The organism is Rhodococcus shunpengi, from assembly GCF_048381395.1.
Classification (GTDB): domain Bacteria; phylum Actinomycetota; class Actinomycetes; order Mycobacteriales; family Mycobacteriaceae; genus Rhodococcus.
This window is the reverse complement of the sequence record NZ_JBLWIU010000036.1, coordinates 176,647-194,568: the sequence shown is the minus strand read 5'-3', so window position 1 is coordinate 194,568 and position 17,922 is coordinate 176,647. Positions and strand designations below refer to the sequence as shown.

Sequence of the window (17,922 nt, the reverse complement as noted above, 5' to 3'; positions counted from 1 at the left end):
GACGAACGGTATGCCTCCGAAGTCGTCCGGGCCACTGTGCGGGGCGCTATTCGAGGCCCTGTTCGATGACGTAGCGGGTGAGTTCGACGCGGTTGGCGAGCTGCAGTTTGCGCAGCGTCGCCTGGACGTGGTTCTCCACCGTGCGGTGGCTGAGCGTCAGTCGCGCTGCGATCTGTTTCGCCGACAACCCTTTCGCGACGAGACGCAACACTTCGGTCTCTCGGCCCGTGAGCGTCGGTGGGAGTCTCCGGTCGGCGACGTCGTTCGACATCCGGCGGTACTCGCCGAGCACGAGCCCGGCCAGGCCGGGGGTGAAGACGGCCTGTCCCCGCGCGGTCGCGAGAACGGCATCGACGAGTTCGTGCACCGAGGCGCTCTTCACGAGATAGCCGGACGCGCCCGCCTTGATCGCGCCGAGCACGTCGTCGCGTTCGGAGGACGCCGACAAGACCAGCACCCGGCTGTCCGGAGAGACCTCGAGGACCGCGCGGGTCGCCTCGGTGCCGGTGCCGTCGGGCATCGCCATGTCCATGAGCACGACGTCGGGACGGACGACCGCGGCGCGACGCGCGGCGCTCGCGACACCGTCGGCCTCGGCGACGACGGTGAACCCGGCCTCCTCGAGGTCACGTCCGACGGCGTTGCGCCAGATCGGGTGGTCGTCGACCACCATCACGCTGACGGTGCCGCGTTCCTCCGTGGTGTTCCCGTGTGTTTCCACGCTGATCTCGGCCACTCATTCCCCCTTCGGTACCCGGATCTCCCATTCGGTTCCTTCGCCTACCTCGCTGTCGAGCAGTGCGACGCCGCCGAGCCATTCCGCTCGCCCGACGATCGACTTGGACACCCCCATGCGTCCCTGTTCGCGAGCTTCGTCGAGTCTGCCCGGTTCGATCCCGACGCCGTCGTCCCGGATGCTGAGCACGATCTCGTCGCCGAGATCCTCGAGAAGGATGTAGGCGGCGGCACCGGCACCGGCGTGCAGTTGCGTGTTCGACAGCGCCGCCGTCGTGAGCGCCGCGAGTTCCTCCGCTCGATCCCGCGGGATCATGATCGGGTCGGCGGGCGCGGACACCGTCGCACCGGTCCCGGCCCGGGCCCGGACGAGGGCGGTGAGGTCGGCGTACTCACCGCCGCGGTCGACGTCGGTGTCCTGTTCGGAGATCAGCTGCCGCAACGCGGCCTCCTGCTCCCGTGCCAGCTCGGCGAGTTCCGTCGCATCGCCGCCCAGCTCGAGTCCGCGCCGTTGCACGAGCGCGAGCACCTGGAGCACGCCGTCGTGCACCTGCCGGGCGAGCCGGTCCCGTTCCTCGGTGGCGGCTGCCACGCGCACGGCCTGCTCGAGTTGCCGGTGTGCACTGCGCGCGGTGGTGGTGGCGAAACCCATCGCCACACCGCATGCGACGAGCACGGGCGCCGTCGCGTCCCGCCACAGGTCGAGGTTGATCTGGTCGCGCACGACCGCGCTGACGACGGACATCAGCAGCGCCGAGCCGATGCCGGTGAGCGGACCGCCGAGGATCGCGGCCGACAGCACGGCGTTGGCGACCCACAGCGTGGTGGGCATGGTCTGGTGGTTGCTGTACCAGTCGTGGTCGGCGACCAGCCGGGTCGCCGCCATCAACGCGACGGCGAGGATCTGGTCCACCACGGTGACCGTGCGCCTCAGTCGTGCCTCGCGGGAGAGCAGCACCGCCGAGACGAGCGACCACGTCACGAGCACTCCGACGAAGAACCACGACAGCCCCGGACGGGTGTAGTTCACGACGGTCGAGAACTGCGATCCCACCGCGTATGCGACGGTCACGAGCCGGAAGACCTGGGCGGCCCGCCACAGGGGCGCATCCGCATCCGGACCGGTCGGAGACGGCCTCATGTGTACGTTTCGCACCTTTCGTCACAATGGGTGGGGCGAGTGAATCCAACCACTCCTCGCCCCCAACGGTGACCGCACCATCCTGTGACCGTCCGCACAGTGGTTTGATTTGAAGTCGTGCTGAGGTCGTACCGAGCTGTCGCCGCCACCTTGCGGAGTCGTTGGCCGCTCTACATGGTCTCCATGGGTGCGTCGAACCTGTTCGGTGCGATGCTCGTGTTCGCCTTCGTCCGATACGGCATCCCGATCGCCGAGACCGACGCCATCATCGCGGATCGGGTCCGCAACTTCGCGGTCTTCGCGGTGTACCTGGTCTTCGCCGGGATCGTGAGCCTCGGCGCCGCGGCGATCACGCTGCGCTCGGTCGTGCGGTGGCAGCTCCGCGGCGGCCCGCCCACCCGGGCCGAACAGATGGCGGCCCTGCACGCCCCGCTGCGACAGGCGATCGTGCATCTCGGCCTGTGGCTGCTCGGCGGTGTGCTCTTCGTCTTCCTCACCGCCGAGGAGATGCCGTCGCTCGCGGTGGCGGTCTCGCTCACCGTCGCAATGGCCGCGACCAGCACCTTCGGTTTCACCTACATGCTCGGTGAACGCATCCTGCGGCCGGTCGCCGCGCGGGCGCTGAGCGAGGGGAACTTCGACCGGACGATGGCTCCCGGCGTCGGTACGCGCCTGGCCATGACCTGGGGTCTGGGCACGCTCATGCCGGTCGCCGGGATCGTGCTGCTGTGCGTGACGCAGTTGAGCGCCAACACCGACTTCGACGCCGACGCGCTCGCCCTGTCCGTACTCGCGCTCGCGGTGACGTCGATCGGCCTCGCGCTCGTGTTGTCGCTGCTGACGTCGGCGCAGATCTCCGACCCGATCAAGCAGTTGCGCTGGGCGATCGAACGCGTGCAGCGCGGCGCCTCGGGAGTGCAGGTCGAGGTGTTCGACGGCAGTGAGATCGGACGCCTGCAGGTCGGCTTCAACCGCATGATGGCCGAGTCCGACGAACGCCGACGTCTGCGGGAGTTGTTCGGTCAGCACGTCGGCGAGGACGTCGCGCGCCGGGCCCTGCAGTACGGCACCGAACTCGGTGGTGAGACGCGCTACGTCGCGGTGCTGTTCGTCGACATGGTGGGTTCGACGGCGACGGCCGCCGAGCGCCCGCCGAGCGAGGTCGTCGAACTGCTCAACGAGTTCTTCCGTGTCGTCGTCGAGGTGGTCGACCACCATCACGGCTTCGTCAACAAGTTCATGGGCGACGCGGCATTGGTGATCTTCGGCGCTCCCCTCGACCGGCCCGACGCCCCCACGGCGGCGCTCGCGGCGGCCCGCGAACTGCGTTTCGCTCTGGACGAGATCACCGGACTCGATATCGGGATCGGCGTGTCGGCGGGACTCGCGGTGGCCGGCAACATCGGCGCGGCGGAGCGCTTCGAGTACACGGTGATCGGCGACCCGGTCAACGAGGCCTCGCGCCTGACCGAGCTCGCGAAACTGCGTCCGAGCAGGGTTCTCGCGTCATCGAGCGCGTTGTACTTCGCGGACGACGAGGAGCGCAGCCACTGGGAACTCGGCGACGAGGTGCAGCTGCGCGGCCGGCGGCGGATGACCCATCTCGCCTGGCCCGTGCGCTATCCCGGAGCCCCCGGAGAAGCGAACGGGACGGACGAATCGAACACTTCGACGGACGAGTGACGGCCCGTCCCGCAGGACCCGCGAACGACGCGGAACGTCCATAGCGCCCTCTTCGTGACCCGACGGTCGGTTACGGTGAACAGCGTGGCGCAGCCGCACGACGATCCTCCATGCCCCGACGCCACGCCGCGTCGGGGCTCGTTCCGGTGGATCAAGTGGGTGTCGGCGATCGCCCTCGTTGCTCTGCTGACGGTCGAGGCGATCTACCTGTGGCCGACGATGAGCGACTCGTGGCGCGCGGTCACGGAGATGCACTGGGGCTGGTTCGCGGCGGCCGTGCTGGCTCAGATGATCTCTCTCAGCGGCTTCGCGGGAGTACAGCAGCGACTGCTCCGCGCCGGCGGGGTGCGCGTCGGGCACTGGCGGTCGGCGTCGGTGATCTACGGCAGCACGGCGATGGCGGTGACCCTGCCCGCAGGCCCGGTCTTCTCCACGGCCTTCACCTACAAGCAGACCCGCAAGTGGGGTGCGACCCCCGTGGTCGCCTCGTGGCAGCTCGCGGTTTCCGGCGTCATCGCGGCCGTGACCCTGGCGTCGGTGGGCATGATCGGTGCGTTCGCGGTCGGCAGCCGGATCAGCCCTGTCACGCTCGTGTTGTCGCTCGCCGGGGCGATCGCGTTGATCTTCGGCCTGCGGTACGTCGCGAAGAACCCCATGTCGATCGAAGCGGCGGGCACGTGGGTGCTCCATCGGGTCAACCGCATCACGAGGAAGCCGAGGGACACCGGCTTCGACGTCTTCGAACGCACCCTCGCGCAGCTCGAGGCCGTCGAACTCGCGCGTCGCGACGGTGTGGCCGCTGTGGCGTGGTCGGCCGTGCACCGTGCCGCCGATGTCGCGTGCCTCGGACTCGCATGCTGGGCCGTCGGCGGCTCCCCGTCGGTGGCGGGGTTGTTCATCGCGTTCGCGGCGGCGAAGGCCGTAGGCAGTGTGCCGCTCGCGCCGGGCGGCCTCGGATTCGTGGACGGCACCCTCATCGCGACGCTCACCGCCGCCGGACTGAGCGCGTCGCAGTCGCTGGCAGCGGTCTTCGTGTACCGGATGGTGAGCTTCGCGTTCGTGGCCCTGGCGGGCTGGGCCACCGTCGCCGCGATGTACCGGGGCAACGGACCCGACGAGATCGATCCGATCGCCGAGCGCGCAGAACACGAGCGCAGCACCCTCGAACGGCGACGTCGTCCGGTCGAGAATTCCGAGCCGGCGTGATGCGCATCACAATGTAGTTGCGCAAGCAACTATTCGGTGGCATGGTTGTCGACAAGCAGTTGAAAGTTTAATCATCGAGGAGGACCACCATGACCACCGCCACCACCACCTTCCCCGGCCTGACCACCGGCACCTGGGCTATCGACCCCGTCCACTCGAACGTGGGCTTCACCGTCCGGCACCTCGTCGTCAGCAAGGTTCGCGGCACCTTCGAGAACTTCTCCGGCGCCATCACCGTCGCCGAGGACGGCACCGCATCGGTGAACGCCGAGATCGACGTCAAGTCGATCAACACCAAGAACGCCGACCGCGACGCGCACATCCGCTCCGCCGACTTCTTCGACGCCGAGCAGTTCCCCGTCGCCACCTTCACCTCGACCGACGTGCGTGCCGACGGTGACGACTACATCGTCACGGGCGACTTCACGCTCCACGGTGTCACCCGCCCGGTCGACCTGAAGCTCGAGTTCAACGGCGTCAACCCCGGCATGGGCCAGGGTCCGGTCGCCGGCTTCGAGGCCACCACCGTCATCAACCGCAAGGATTTCGGCATCAGCATCGAGATGCCGCTCGAAGGCGGCGGAGCCGTCGTCGGCGACAAGATCACCATCACCCTCGAGATCGAGGCCGGCCTGCAGGCCTGACCCCTCTCGCAGACGACAGCGCCCCTGCTCCGGCAGGGGCGCTGTCGCGTTCCACCCGCTCCACCGGCCCGAATCGTGCTCGAGAGCACGCACCGGAGATTCCGACGCGCCCCGCGCCGCCGCTACTCTGGACCCGTGAAGAAGTACACCCCGGCGTTGGCGATCGACGTCGTTCTCGTCGTCGTATTCGCCGTGCTCGGTCGTTCCAGCCACGACGAAGTGCTCGATCTCGTGGGGCTCGCAGGAACGGCATGGCCGTTCCTCGGCGGCCTCACCGCCGGATGGTTCTTCACCGCGTGGCTCTACCGCGACAAGTTCGACGCCTTCGCAGCCGTTCCCACCGGACTGCTCGTGTGGGTGAGCACCCTCGTCGTGGGGATGCTGCTGCGGGCCGTCACCGGTCAGGGCACCGCGACCGCCTTCATCATCGTCGCGACGATCTTCCTGGGCCTGTTCCTGGTGGGCTGGCGCGTCGTCGTCGGACTGCTCCAGCGTCGCAGGGTCGACGCTCACTGACCGCCCCGCGGTCGACGCCCACTGACCTGCACCGACTTCCCGGTCTCGTTTCTCACACTCGCACCGAAGTGTGATCTGCGACCGCGGGATACGCGAATTTTTCGCGCTCGCGCCCCGTGCGGTGGAACAGTGGAGATCATGTCCACGCTGGAACCACCTACCCTGACCGGGTCGCGATCCGACCATCGGTTCTTCGGTCAGCCACTACCCCTGGCCAACCTGTTCGGTGTCGAGATGTGGGAGCGATTCTCCTTCTACGGCATGCAGGGCATCCTGATCTACTACCTGTACTACTCGGCATCCGAGGGCGGGTTGGGGATCAGCCAGGGGGCCGCGACCTCCATCGTCGGCGCCTACGGCGGCACGGTCTACCTGTCGACGATTCTCGGGGCGTGGATCGCCGACCGATTGCTGGGTTCCGAACGGACCCTGTTCTACAGCGCCGTGCTCATCATGTTCGGCCACATCGCGCTCGCGGTGCTGCCCGGTTTCGTCGGGGTGGGTGTCGGCCTGGTGCTGGTCGCGTTCGGTAGCGGTGGTCTGAAGGCCACGGCGACGTCGATCGTCGGCGATCTCTACGACGAGCAGGACACCCGCCGCGACGCCGGTTTCTCCATCTTCTACATGGGCGTGAACATCGGCGCGCTCGTCGGCCCGCTGCTCACCGGCTTCCTGCAGACGCGCTACGGCTTCCACTGGGGCTTCGGTCTCGCCGCGGTCGGCATGTTCCTCGGCCTGCTGCAGTACACGATCTACCGCAAGCATCTCGGCGACATCGGCAAGGTGCCGCCCCACCCGCTGCCCGCCGAGACGCGCACGAAAGCCGCCGGGATCGGTCTGGTCGCCGTGGTCCTCATCGCGGTCGCCGCGCTGACCGGCCTCGTCACGACGAGCAACATGTCCGACATCGTCGTCGCCCTGACCATCATCGCGACGATCACCTATTTCGTCATCATGCTGTCGAGCAAGCAGATCACGCCGATCGAGCGCAGCCGGGTGCTGTCGTTCATCCCGATGTTCATCGCCAGCGCGGTGTTCTGGTCGCTCTTCCAGCAGCAGTTCACGATGGTCGCCGTCTACGCCGACACACGCCTGGACCGCGATCTGTTCGGGTGGGAGTTCCCGCCGTCCTGGGTGCAGTCGATCAACCCGGTCTTCATCATCCTGTTCGCGGGTGCCTTCGCCGCCGTGTGGACCAAACTCGGACCGCGTCAGCCCTCGTCGCCCATCAAGTTCGCCGCGGGCACGATCATCATGGGCATCGCCTTCCTGTGCTTCATCCCCATGGCCGGTGGCGGCCCCAACAGCGCTCCGTTGCTCGGACTCGTCTTCATCCTGCTGCTGTTCACCTTCGCCGAGCTGTTCCTGTCCCCCGTCGGACTGTCGCTGTCGACGAAGCTCGCGCCGAAGAACTTCCACACACAGATGGTCGCGTTGTTCTACCTGTCCGTCGCGTGCGGCACGGCCATGGCCGGCACCCTCGCCGGGTTCTACGACGAGAACAACGAGGTGCCGTACTACCTGTGGATCGGCGGAGCATCGATCGCAGTGGGCATCGTGCTGGCACTGTTCGCGCCGCGCATCAAGAAGCTCATGCACGGCGTGCAGTAATACCGCTGCACAGGGACACCACTCAGCGGAGAGCGAGCCATACCGCCAACCCGAACCCTGCGAGCGCGACACCCACGCGCAGCAGGTTCGGGGGTATGCGCCGTACGAGCGGCGGACCGCAGTAGCCACCGGCGAACGCGCCGACGGCCATCGCGGCCGCCGCTCCCCAGTGCACGGGCCCGAAGACGGCGAACCCGATCGCCGCGACGAGATTGGCGACGCCGAGCAGGTAGCTCTTGAGGATGCTCGCGCGCCAGATCTGCTCGGAGGTGCAGATCAGCACCAGCGCGTAGAAGACGACGCCCGCGCCGGCCCCGAAGTATCCGCCGTAGACCGCGACGACGAAGACCGCCACGGAGAACACCCGCGGCAGGTCGCGGCCGCCGGCCAGAGTGCGGATGCGTGGTTGGAGCAGCAGCGCGAGAGCGGCGAGCGCGACAAAGCCCGGAACGATCGCCTCGAACGAGTCGGGCGGGGCGACGAGCAGGACAGCCGCGCCGACCACGCCGCCGAGCGCGGCATAGAGCGTCCACCACCACACGCGGGGGCCGGTGTCGACGACCTCCCGCGCCGAATTGGTCAGCGCCCCGACACCGACACCGACCATCGCGACGGTGTTGGTGACGTTCGCCGCGACCGGCGGGAGGCCGACGGCGAGCAACGCCGGATACGAGACGATCGACGCCAGGCCGGTGACGAACCCGACGACACCCGCGAAGAATCCGGCAACCACGAGCAGGGCCAGATCGAGGACGGTCACGGTCGCTCAACGTACCTGTACGCCGCGGACCGGCCTCCGGTGGATCAGTACGCCGCGGACCGACCTCCGGCCGATCAGTACACCATGGACCGACCTCCGGCCGATCAGTCCCCGAGCAGTGGTTCTCCGAGCTTGCGCAGGAAGGTGTCGGCCATCTTGATCGCGCGGTCGCCGCCGTCGGCATCGGCGACGAAGACCGCGAAGGCCAGGTCGCCGCCGGTGTAACCGAAGAACCAGCGGTCCTCGCCGCTCGCCGCGGCGATACCCGCGAGACCGGCGTGTCCGCGGAGGAAGGACGCCGGACCGTTCTGCACGTTGTCGATCATCATGCCGCGCAGGGCGTCGATCACCGAACCGGGCAGCGCTTCGGGGGCGTCGTGGACGACCGTCTCCTGTCCCTGCACGATCGTCGGGACAGCGGCACTGCCCCGCGCGACCGAGGCGGCCAGCACCGCAGCGCCGAGCGGCGTGATCAGGTTCTCGTCGGAGTCCGATCCGGCGAACTGGACCACTCCGGAGCGGTTGTGCCCGATCTGCGAGGTCTCGAACTCGAAGCCCGGCACGTCGTAGTCGACACCGAGGCCGAGGCGACGGGCGGTGGAGGCGACGTCGTCGGACCCCACGTCGTTCGGATCGACGCCGCGCTCGAGGCCGGCCGCCAGCCGGACCGGATCGAGAACGCCGCCGGCCGGGTAGAGGCCGTGGGTGATGACGGGACCGAGTTCCATGGCCCAGTTGTTGACGTCGGCGGCGAGGATGCCACCGGTCGACGGCTGGATGGCCACCAGCGCGGCCGGGGTACCGGCGGTGACGACCGCTTCCTTCGCGGCGAGCTGCACCTGGGAGTCGACGGTCGCCTGCAGGTCCGGGGGCGGCGGGCCCTGGAAGCCGGCCACCTGGATCGGACCGTCCTCGGGATCCTCGAGGGTGACCGCCCAGCCCGCCGTCCGGTCGCGTTCGAGCTGCCACGCCGAGCGCAGCGAGTCGAGCAGTGGCGTGGAGATCCGCCGATCCGCGCTGATCAGGGTGGGTGTAGTGAGCACCTCGACCCCAGGGATCGACACGATGCCGTCCTCGAGGAACTGGTAGTCCTGGTCGCGGAGCTTGACCGCCGTGATCCGGTTGCCGGGGTTCTCCGCCATCCGCTCCTGCATCAGCTGGGCGGTGATGACGGGCGCGACTGGCTCGAGAACCGCCGCGAGACGAGTGGTGGTGTCGACGGGATCGGGCATCGCCGCCGGGTCGAGCACCACGGCGTTGATGGTCTGTTCCTCCATGAGGAGACGGCCCGTGCGGTCGAAGATCTTCGGCGGTGCGGCGTCGGTGCGCACGTGGTGGACGGTGCGTCCGCCCGACAGGTCGGGGACGACGACCTCCGGGTCCCAGGACACACGCCAGCCGACGGCGAGCTTCCGTACCGAACCGGTGACCTGATACGACCAGTCCTTGCCCTCGCCGAAATTCCATCCGGCGGAGAGCGTGAAGTATCCCGAGTCGTCGTTGAGTTCGACGAGCTGGGTGACGTCGTAGTCGACGGTGCCGTCGGACAGTCCGTCGTACATCTGCGAGATCGTTTCCTCCGCCGCGTTCGGGTAGGAGGTCAGGGCCGCTGCTGCGCCCGCATCACGCTCGTCGAGTGCGGCGACGAAGTCGTCGACGAGGCGTTGCGCCTCGCTTCGAGAATCCGAGAACACAACCGTCGTCAGCGCGACGACAGCCACGACGAGGCACACGGCCAGCGCGACGATGCGCCCCCGCTTCCCCCGCCAATCACGAAATCTCATATGTAACAACCTTCACTTCAGTCACACGAGATACCAGCACGCGTTGTGCACGAACACATCACAATTGCGCCACGCGTCCCTACCCCCTCAGCCATCGCCCCGCCGCCTCGACGGCAGGGGCCGAGCCGTCCGCCCCCGACACGAACACCGCAAAGGCAAGATTATCCTGTGATCCGATAAACCAGCCGTGCGCCCCGACGTTGTCACCGTACTCCGCCGTCCCCGTCTTCCCCGCCAGATCGGGAATGTCGCGCAACGTGCCGGCTGTACCCTCGATCACAGTCTCGCGCATCATCTCTCGCAGTGCCGCGAGCACGTTCTCGGGCATCGGTTCGGCGTCCCGATCCGCGGTCGCCGGCTGCCCCTCGACAATCGCCGGAACCGGCGTTCGACCGTTCGCCACCGAGGCTGCGACCAGCGCCATCCCGAACGGCGACGCCGTCACCTGCCCCTGCCCGATCGCTGCCTCCACGCGGGCCGCATCGGTGTCGGCGACCGGCACGTCACCCGTGACCGTGACGAGACCGGGCGTGACGTAATCGATGCCGAGACCGAACCGTTCTGCAGTCGCGCGCAGGGCGTCGGGCGGCAGGTCCAGAGCGAGCCGCCCCATCGTCGTATTGCACGAGAACGCGAACGCGGTGTGCAGCGGCACCGGGCCGAGATCGAAGTTCTCGTCGTTGGGGATCGTGCGCGAACCGATCGAGGCGACGCCCGGGCACGGCAGCACGGTGTCGGGTTCGGCGAGCCCGGCATCGAGCGCCGCCGCCGTGGTCACCACCTTGAACGTCGACCCCGGCGGGTAGAGGCCGGTCGCGGCGATCGGCCCCTCGGCGTCGGCCTCGTCGTTCTGCGCCATCGTACGGATCGCGCCCGTCGAGGGTTCGATCCCGACGATCACCGCGGGCGTGTCGAAACCGGCGAGGACCTCCTCGGCCCGTCGCTGCAGGTCGAGATCGATCGTGCTGGTCAGGTCGGGTGCCTCCGGTCCCGCTTCGCCGGCGACCTGGCTCGTCGTGCCGTCCGTCGCGACCCGCCGGATCACCCAGCCCGCCGAGGCATCCTGCCCCTCCTGCCAGAGTTCGGCGAGGCCGGACCACACGGGCGAGGCGAGATCGCGCTCGGTGGTGAGCAGACGGGTCTGCGGCACGAGCGTCACACCGGGCAGCGCGGCGAGGCGATCCTCGATCGGCGCGAGGTCCTCCTCACGCAGCGTGATCACTCCCGCAGTCCCGCCGGCGGCCGCCGCGACCTGCTCGGCGAGGCTCTCCGCCGTGATGGTCGGGACGACCGTGGCCAGCACGGGAGCGACCGCGGCGGGATCGGCGGTCGCATCCAGGTTCACGACGGTGACGACCTGCTCCCCCATGAGCGGCCGCCCGGCCCGGTCGAAGATCGTGGGCGGGGCGCCGACGGTGGTCAGGTACTCCAGCGACGCGCCACCCGCCAGCTCCGGCGACAGCACCGTGGGATCCCAGCGGACCCGCCACGCATCGGCCTCCGGATCCTCCGTCGCGCTCCCGGTGGTGCGGTACGACCAGTCGCGACCCTCCCCGAAGGTCCACGTCACGTCGAGCTCGAAGGTGTCGTCGTCGCCCGTCCCCGCGACACTCACGGTGGGATCGTCGTGGCCGAGCCCGGCGAAGAGGGCGTCGATCGCGGACTCCGCGGCCACCGGATCGGTGGTCGACGCCGCCGCGCCGGAGACGTCGCCGGCGTCGAGAGCGGCAGCGAACTCCTCCGCGATCGTCTCGGGCTGATCGGGGCCGGTCGCACACGCCGACAGCGACAGCACCGTGGCTGCCGCGACACCCATACCAATCAGTCGGATCCGCACGGTCCCGATCATGCCTGCACTTCCGAGCCCGTGCCTGTTATCGCAGGTAGGAGTCGGGGTGAAATATTCGGTTGCATACCGGACGGTGCGGGATCACCATGGTGTTCGCATCCCGTACCCGTCGATCGGAGAAGTCCGTTGCTCCTGTGAGAGGTCCCGTCCCCCGCGCACTCGCGCAATCGACCCTCACCCTTCGGGAGCCACCATGTCTTCATCCGGTATCACGCTGTCCGCACTCTCCTACGTCCATCCGGACGGCACCGTCGCCGTGCAGGATCTCGACGCCGTCGTCCCGGCCGGGCGGATCGGCCTGGTGGGCCGCAACGGAAGTGGGAAGACCACCCTGCTGCGGCTCATCGCGGGTGAACTCCGCCCGACCTCCGGTTCGTCGACGGTGCGCGGACGGGTCGCCTACCTTCCCCAGGACGTGACCCTCGATCCGACGGTGCCGGTCGATTCCGTCCTCGGTATCGGAGAGATCCGGAAGTCACTGCGACGCATCGAATCCGGATCGTTCGACGATCGGGACTTCGAGGTCGTCGCCGACCGGTGGGACATCGAGGACCGCGCCCTCGCGCTCATGCACCGAGTCGGCCTCGACCGGATCCTGCACGACGCCGGGGATTTCGATCGCACCGTCGGTCAGCTCTCCGGCGGGGAAACGGTGCTGCTCGCCTTCACCGCACGCCTGCTCGACGAGCCGGACGTGCTGCTGCTCGACGAGCCGACGAACAATCTCGACGCCGACGGTCGTGCGCGCCTGCAGGATGCACTCGACCGGTTCCCCGGCACGGTGCTCGTCGCCGGGCACGACCGGGAACTGCTCGACCGCACGGATGCGATCGCCGAACTGCGCAACGGCGCGTTGCGCCTGTTCGGCGGCGGGTTCGGCGAATACGAGCGGATCGTCGCGGAGGAACAGGAGGCGGCACGGGCTGCGGTGCGGGATGCCCGCAACGACGTGCGGCGCCAGGCACGCGAACTGGCGGCGGCGCACGTCACGATCGCCCGGCGGCAACGCTACGGGCAGAAGATGTACGAGCAGAAGCGCGAACCCAAGATCGTCATGGGCGCGCGCAAACGGCAGGCGCAGGAATCCGCCGGGCGTTTCCGCCGCGAGCACGAGGAGGATCTGACCACGGCACGGGAGAACCTGGACCGTGCGAAGGACGCGGTGCGCGACGATCCGGAGATCCGCATCGACCTGCCCGGGACCGCGGTTCCGCCCGGTCGGCGGGTGGCGGACGCACCGCTCGAGATCGTCGGGCCGGAGCGGATCGCGCTGCGCGGGCCCAACGGGTCGGGGAAGACGACCCTGCTGCACCGCATCGTCGAAGCGGAACCCCACGTTCCCTTCGCGTTGCTCCCGCAGCGGCTCGACATCTTCGACGACGATCGTTCGGTCGCGGAGAACGCCGAGGATCGGGCGCCGCACCTGACTCCGCAGCAGGTGCGGGCGCGTCTGGCGCGCTTCCTGTTCCGCGGCCGTCACGCCGAGGTCGCCGTGGGAGCCCTGTCGGGTGGGGAGCGACTGCGGGCCGCGCTCGCGATCGTGCTCGCGGCCGATCCCGCTCCGCAGTTGCTGCTGTTGGACGAGCCCACCAACAACCTGGACCTGGCGGGTCTCGCGCACCTGACCCAGGCCCTGCGCGCCTACAGCGGTGCGCTCGTGGTGGTCTCGCACGACGAACGATTCCTCGAGGAGGTGGCGGTGGATCGGTCGGTCGAACTCGAAAGATGAGCCGTTCGGCGATACTGCTGGGATGAGCCATGCGACGAATCCCGCCGACGGCACCCGGATCCGGTTCACCACGGCAGGCCCCGAGGGGGCACCGGTCGTGCTGCTGGTCCACGGCAGTGCCCTGTCGTCGGCGGTGTGGCGGGCCTTCGGGTACGTGAAGGCGCTCGGCGGGGATTTCCGCCTGGTCATGCCCGATCTGCGTGGCCACGGCCGCAGCGACACCCCGCACGACGAGGACGCCTACGCGATGGACGCGATCGTCGGGGACCTGCTCGCCGTCCTGGACACGGCGGGAGCCGACCGGGTGCACTACGTCGGCTATTCGTTCGGCGCCCGTGCAGGACTCGCGCTCGCCGTCGCCGCTCCGGAGCGGCTGGCGAGTCTGACCCTGCTCGGCGGGAGCGCACGCCCCCAGCAGGGAGCGATGGACGCGATGTTCTTCCCCGGCACCGTCGACGTGCTCGAGCGCGAGGGCATGGACGGTTTCATCCGTGCCTGGGAGGAAAGGCGTCGCACACCGGTCGATCCCGCGACGCGTTCGGCCTTTTCGAAGAACGACGCGCAGGCTCTCGCCGCCTATTTCCGCCGGTCGGATCGGGAACCGGGAATCGGCGACGAGACACTCGCGGGCATCGACGTGCCCGTGCTCGCCGTCGTCGGGTCGGACGACCGCCTGCGTGTGGAGGACACCCGCGCGTTGTCGCGCACCGTCCCCGGTGCGCGACTCGCGATTCTGCGCGGGGTGGACCATGCCGAGACGGTCTCGGCCGCACTACCTGCGGTCGAGACCTTCCTCTCGGCACGCGCCGGCCGGAAACCGACCGACACGCGCTGATACTCGGTTCGGGCGCTCAGGCCGGGACGACGACCTGTTCCCGCGGTGTCATCGCCGGCACCGGCCGGGACTGCTGCACCTTCCGGTGCGGTGCGACCACGGCTTTCTCCTGCGCAGCACGGGCAACCGCTTGCTGCCGGCCGACTCCGGATGCCTCCGCGAGCAGCGCCGACACCGACCGCTTCATGACCTCGACCGCCTCGGGCACCGACAGGCGCAGTACGTCCCGCAGCGATACCCAGGTAGGCCAGGTCGTCGACACTCCCAGCAGGTTCTCGATGTGGGTGCGGACGGTGTCGTCGACGCCCTCGAACTGGTCGGAGAACAACGCCCTGATCTCGTATCGCGCCCGGTCGAGATAGCGCAGGCGGTTGCGCTGCAATTCGCGCGAGAACGGCGCGCGGATCTCGGACGACCGCGCGAACGGCGCGATGTATTCGAGCAGTTCCGCTCGCTGCCTGCAGTAGGCGTCGATCCGTTCGTCGAGCGGCAGCGACGGATCGATCGGCTCGTAGGCGTCGTCCTGGCGCCGCATCAGTTCGGCACCGGTGGCGGCGAACAACGTCTCGAGATCGCCGAAGTGTCCCCACAACGATCGCAGGGACACCCCGGCCCGCGAGGCGATCTGCGCCCCTGTGGGTTTGAGCTCTCCCGCCCTGATGAGCGCGATATGAGCCTCTATGACGGCCTGCCGGGTGCGCTCTGCGCGAGCACTCCTGCCGTCCGTCGTGACCGACGGCTTGTCGCCGTCCTTTCGTTCCGCGTACATCGCTCCCCCGATTTCCGCTCGGATTCCCCTCCGGACCGGTCACTCCCCTCGTCGGTGACCGGCATAACTTTTCTCATGGCGAACAATAGTCGACACAGCGGGGGAATTGTCATCCCCCATCCGAAAATTGTCCCGTTTGCGAATTTCGAGCGGCTGTACGCAGGGATTACTGTGTAAGCAATCCCTTCGCGATATGTGTTACTTGAATTTCGTTGCTACCCGCGTAGATCATCAGCGATTTCGCATCACGTGCAAGTTGTTCGACCCGATATTCGGCCATGTACCCGTTTCCCCCGAACAGTTGCACGGCCTCCATCGCCACCTCGGTCGCCGCCCGCGACGAGTACAGCTTCATCGCCGACGCCTCCGACAGGCTCACCGGCTTCCCCGCCTGCGCGCGCTCGATCGCACTGAAGACCATGTTGCGGACGTTCACCCGCGCGATCTCCATCTCGGCGAGCTTGAGCTGGATCAACTGGAACTGTGCGATCTCCTTGCCCCACAGCTTCCGCGATTTCGCGTACTCGGTGCACAGTTTCAGGCACTGCTCGATGATGCCCAGGGCCAGATAGGCGATGCCGATACGTTCGGTGGCGAAGGACTCGCGCGCGCTGTCCTTGCCGTCGCTGCGACCGCCCTCCTCGGTCTCCCCCAGCAGCCGGTCGCGGGTCAGGCGCACGTTGTCGAAGAACAACTCGCCCGTCGGCGAGGAGTTCATGCCCATCTTCTTGAAGGGCGGGCTCTGGGTGAGCCCCTCCATGCCCTTGTCCAGCACGAATGCGAGCACCTTGCGGTCGCGGCGATCCACCGAGGGATCGCCTTCGTCGAGCTTCGCGTACACGATGATCACGTCGGCGTACGGACCGTTGGTGATGAAGGTCTTCTGGCCGTTGAGGATGTAGTCCTCCCCGTCGCGGCGCACCGTCGTCTTCATCCCGCCGAACGCATCGGAACCCGAATCGGGTTCGGTGATCGCCCACGCACCGACCTTCTCGAAGGTCACCAGCTCGGGCAGCCACCGCTTCTTCTGCGCGAGGGTGCCGCGGCTGCGGATCGTGCCCGCCGTCAGGCCCAGGCTGACACCCAGCGAGGCGATGAGCCCGAGACTCACCCCGGCGATCTCGATGTTGAGCAACGCCGCCATCCCCGGCGACCCGCCGGTACCCCCGGACGGTCCCGAAGGCTTCTCTCCGCGTTCCTCTTTCGCGAGGGCCCGTTCGAGCGACTCGCGGGCCATCTCGTCGATGCCGAAAGTCGCGTACAACTTCCGGATGATGTCGTACGGCGGCAATTCTCCCGACTCGAGACTGTCGACGTGCGGACGGATTTCCTTCTCGATGAAACCGCGAAGTGCGTCGCGGAACATGAGGTCTGTGTCGGACCACTCGTACATGCACCGAACATAGAACAGGTGTCGATTCCGTCCCGGCCTTTCGTCCCACTGGGCATCCGAAAACGCTCCACGTACAGCGTGCCGGTACTAGCCTTCGCCGCAGAGCACTCCGTCGGCGAGAGGGACATCGGAGATGGTCGATTCGAGTGGGTTTGCCGGCACGGACGTCCTCGCCCTGCACATGGGCGACGGCCTGATCGCCGACCGCGCGTCCGCGTGGTTCTTCGTCATCGCCGTGATCGGGGTCAGCATCGCCGCCTGGTACGCACGCAGCGACCTGAACAAGAGGTCGGTGCCGACGGCGGCGGAAGTCTGCGCCCTGTTGTTCGCCCTGCAGGTGGTCGACGTGCCGGTGCTGCCGGACGTCAGCGGCCATGTCGTGGGCGGCGCACTCGCGGCGATCCTGCTCGGGCCGTTCGTGGGGGCGGTCGCATTGACGATCGTCCTCGTGGTGCAGGCCTTCGTCTTCGCCGACGGCGGCCTGTCGGCGCTGGGCGCCAATGTCACCAACATGGTGCTCGTCGCCATCGCCGCCGGTTTCCTCACCGCGACGGCGCTGCGTGCGCTGTGTGAGCACCGCGGTGTGCGGCGGTTCGTCATGCTCGGCCTGGTCTCGTTCGTCGGTGGGTTCGTCTCGGTCCTTGCGGCCGTGACGGGTTTCGTCGTCGAGTACGCCCTCGGCGGCACCTTTGCCGTGCCGGTGTCGAACATCGGATTCCTCTACGCGACGCACATTCCCGTCGGGTTGGTCGAGGGTGTGGTGACGGCCGCCGTCGTGCTCGCCGTCGCGCGGGTCTCCCCGGAATCCGTCCAGCTCACGCGACTGCCGGTCAATCCCCTCGACGCGACCACGTCTCCGCCCCCTCCTCCGCGTCCACGCGCTCAGGGGACGCTGTTCATCGGTTTGGCGTTCACCTCGCTCGTGGTCGCGGGGATCGTCGCGCCGCTCGCCGTCGACACCCCCGGTGCTCTCGAGGTGGCCACCACGCGGGGCTGTGAGATCGACTCGCTCGCCGAGGATCTCACGGGCGACTGTATGGCCCGGGACGTCGAGGAACACCGGCTCGCCGCCAGCGCGCTGGCCGACTACACGATCGACGACCGCCCCGGTTCGACGGGCGTGGCCGCGGTGCTGGGCACGCTCGGCACCTTCGTCCTGGCCAGCATGTGTTTCCGCGCTCTCGTGCCGCGGCCGGCGAAGACCACCGCCGAGCAGCGCACGCAGCAGCGGAGCAGCTCTGCGGGCTGAGTCCTCAGGCTGCCGCGG

15 protein-coding genes are annotated in these 17,922 nt (G+C 68.4%); 8 read left to right on the top strand and 7 right to left on the bottom strand.

What is annotated here, in order from left to right; genetic code table 11:
* Positions 1-46 precede the first annotated feature (46 nt).
* Both ACNJ7K_RS25160 and macS read right to left on the bottom strand, forming a co-directional pair.
* Complete coding sequence (locus ACNJ7K_RS25160) at positions 47-673, bottom strand: response regulator (RefSeq protein WP_487042574.1); 627 nt, start codon at positions 671-673, stop codon at positions 47-49.
* Positions 674-736: 63 nt separating this feature from the next.
* Positions 737-1,876: a MacS family sensor histidine kinase gene (gene macS / locus ACNJ7K_RS25155; protein WP_230790611.1), complete on the bottom strand. Its 1,140-nt coding sequence runs from the start codon at positions 1,874-1,876 to the stop codon at positions 737-739.
* Between the two features lie 174 nt (positions 1,877-2,050).
* Between macS and ACNJ7K_RS25150 the strand changes: the two genes are divergently transcribed.
* From ACNJ7K_RS25150 to ACNJ7K_RS25130, 5 genes are all read left to right on the top strand, one after another.
* A complete protein-coding gene (locus ACNJ7K_RS25150) occupies positions 2,051-3,559 on the top strand; it encodes an adenylate/guanylate cyclase domain-containing protein (RefSeq protein WP_159419112.1) in 1,509 nt (502 codons plus the stop codon).
* A gap of 84 nt (positions 3,560-3,643) precedes the next feature.
* Positions 3,644-4,765: a lysylphosphatidylglycerol synthase transmembrane domain-containing protein gene (locus tag ACNJ7K_RS25145; protein ID WP_225623646.1), complete on the top strand. Its 1,122-nt coding sequence runs from the start codon at positions 3,644-3,646 to the stop codon at positions 4,763-4,765.
* 89 nt (positions 4,766-4,854) lie between these two features.
* Positions 4,855-5,409, top strand: coding sequence for a YceI family protein (locus ACNJ7K_RS25140; protein WP_120280414.1), 555 nt, complete (start codon positions 4,855-4,857; stop codon positions 5,407-5,409).
* A 135-nt stretch (positions 5,410-5,544) separates the two neighbouring features.
* Positions 5,545-5,925 carry a DUF3054 domain-containing protein gene (locus ACNJ7K_RS25135; protein WP_159417491.1) on the top strand — a complete coding sequence of 127 codons (381 nt, stop codon included), beginning with the start codon at positions 5,545-5,547 and terminating at the stop codon, positions 5,923-5,925.
* A gap of 138 nt (positions 5,926-6,063) precedes the next feature.
* Positions 6,064-7,536 (top strand): peptide MFS transporter, encoded by a 1,473-nt coding sequence (locus tag ACNJ7K_RS25130; protein WP_159417490.1) that lies wholly within the window; start codon positions 6,064-6,066, stop codon positions 7,534-7,536.
* Positions 7,537-7,558: 22 nt separating this feature from the next.
* Here the strand turns inward: ACNJ7K_RS25130 and ACNJ7K_RS25125 are convergent, their stop codons facing one another.
* From ACNJ7K_RS25125 to ACNJ7K_RS25115, 3 genes are all read right to left on the bottom strand, one after another.
* A complete protein-coding gene (locus ACNJ7K_RS25125; RefSeq protein ID WP_006552709.1) occupies positions 7,559-8,296 on the bottom strand; it encodes a sulfite exporter TauE/SafE family protein in 738 nt (245 codons plus the stop codon).
* A gap of 104 nt (positions 8,297-8,400) precedes the next feature.
* Entirely contained in the window at positions 8,401-10,080 is a 1,680-nt protein-coding gene (locus ACNJ7K_RS25120; protein WP_225623647.1) for an NTF2-like N-terminal transpeptidase domain-containing protein, read from the bottom strand.
* Between the two features lie 79 nt (positions 10,081-10,159).
* Entirely contained in the window at positions 10,160-11,929 is a 1,770-nt protein-coding gene (locus ACNJ7K_RS25115; protein WP_230790606.1) for a penicillin-binding transpeptidase domain-containing protein, read from the bottom strand.
* A 193-nt stretch (positions 11,930-12,122) separates the two neighbouring features.
* On the opposite strand from ACNJ7K_RS25115, the gene ACNJ7K_RS25110 reads away from it, so the two are divergent.
* On the top strand, positions 12,123-13,658 hold the full coding sequence (locus ACNJ7K_RS25110; protein ID WP_160874133.1) for an ABC-F family ATP-binding cassette domain-containing protein: 1,536 nt from the start codon (positions 12,123-12,125) through the stop codon (positions 13,656-13,658).
* Between the two features lie 22 nt (positions 13,659-13,680).
* Positions 13,681-14,493 (top strand): alpha/beta fold hydrolase, encoded by an 813-nt coding sequence (locus ACNJ7K_RS25105; RefSeq protein ID WP_487042392.1) that lies wholly within the window; start codon positions 13,681-13,683, stop codon positions 14,491-14,493.
* A gap of 16 nt (positions 14,494-14,509) precedes the next feature.
* On the opposite strand, the gene ACNJ7K_RS25100 is transcribed toward ACNJ7K_RS25105, so the two are convergent.
* Positions 14,510-15,100, bottom strand: coding sequence for a TetR family transcriptional regulator (locus tag ACNJ7K_RS25100; RefSeq protein WP_487042573.1), 591 nt, complete (start codon positions 15,098-15,100; stop codon positions 14,510-14,512).
* Between the two features lie 328 nt (positions 15,101-15,428).
* Positions 15,429-16,655, bottom strand: coding sequence for an acyl-CoA dehydrogenase family protein (locus ACNJ7K_RS25095; protein WP_487042391.1), 1,227 nt, complete (start codon positions 16,653-16,655; stop codon positions 15,429-15,431).
* 133 nt (positions 16,656-16,788) lie between these two features.
* Here ACNJ7K_RS25095 and ACNJ7K_RS25090 point away from each other — a divergent pair, with 133 nt between their 5' ends.
* A complete protein-coding gene (locus tag ACNJ7K_RS25090; RefSeq protein ID WP_487042390.1) occupies positions 16,789-17,904 on the top strand; it encodes an energy-coupling factor ABC transporter permease in 1,116 nt (371 codons plus the stop codon).
* Positions 17,905-17,922: the final 18 nt, after the last annotated feature.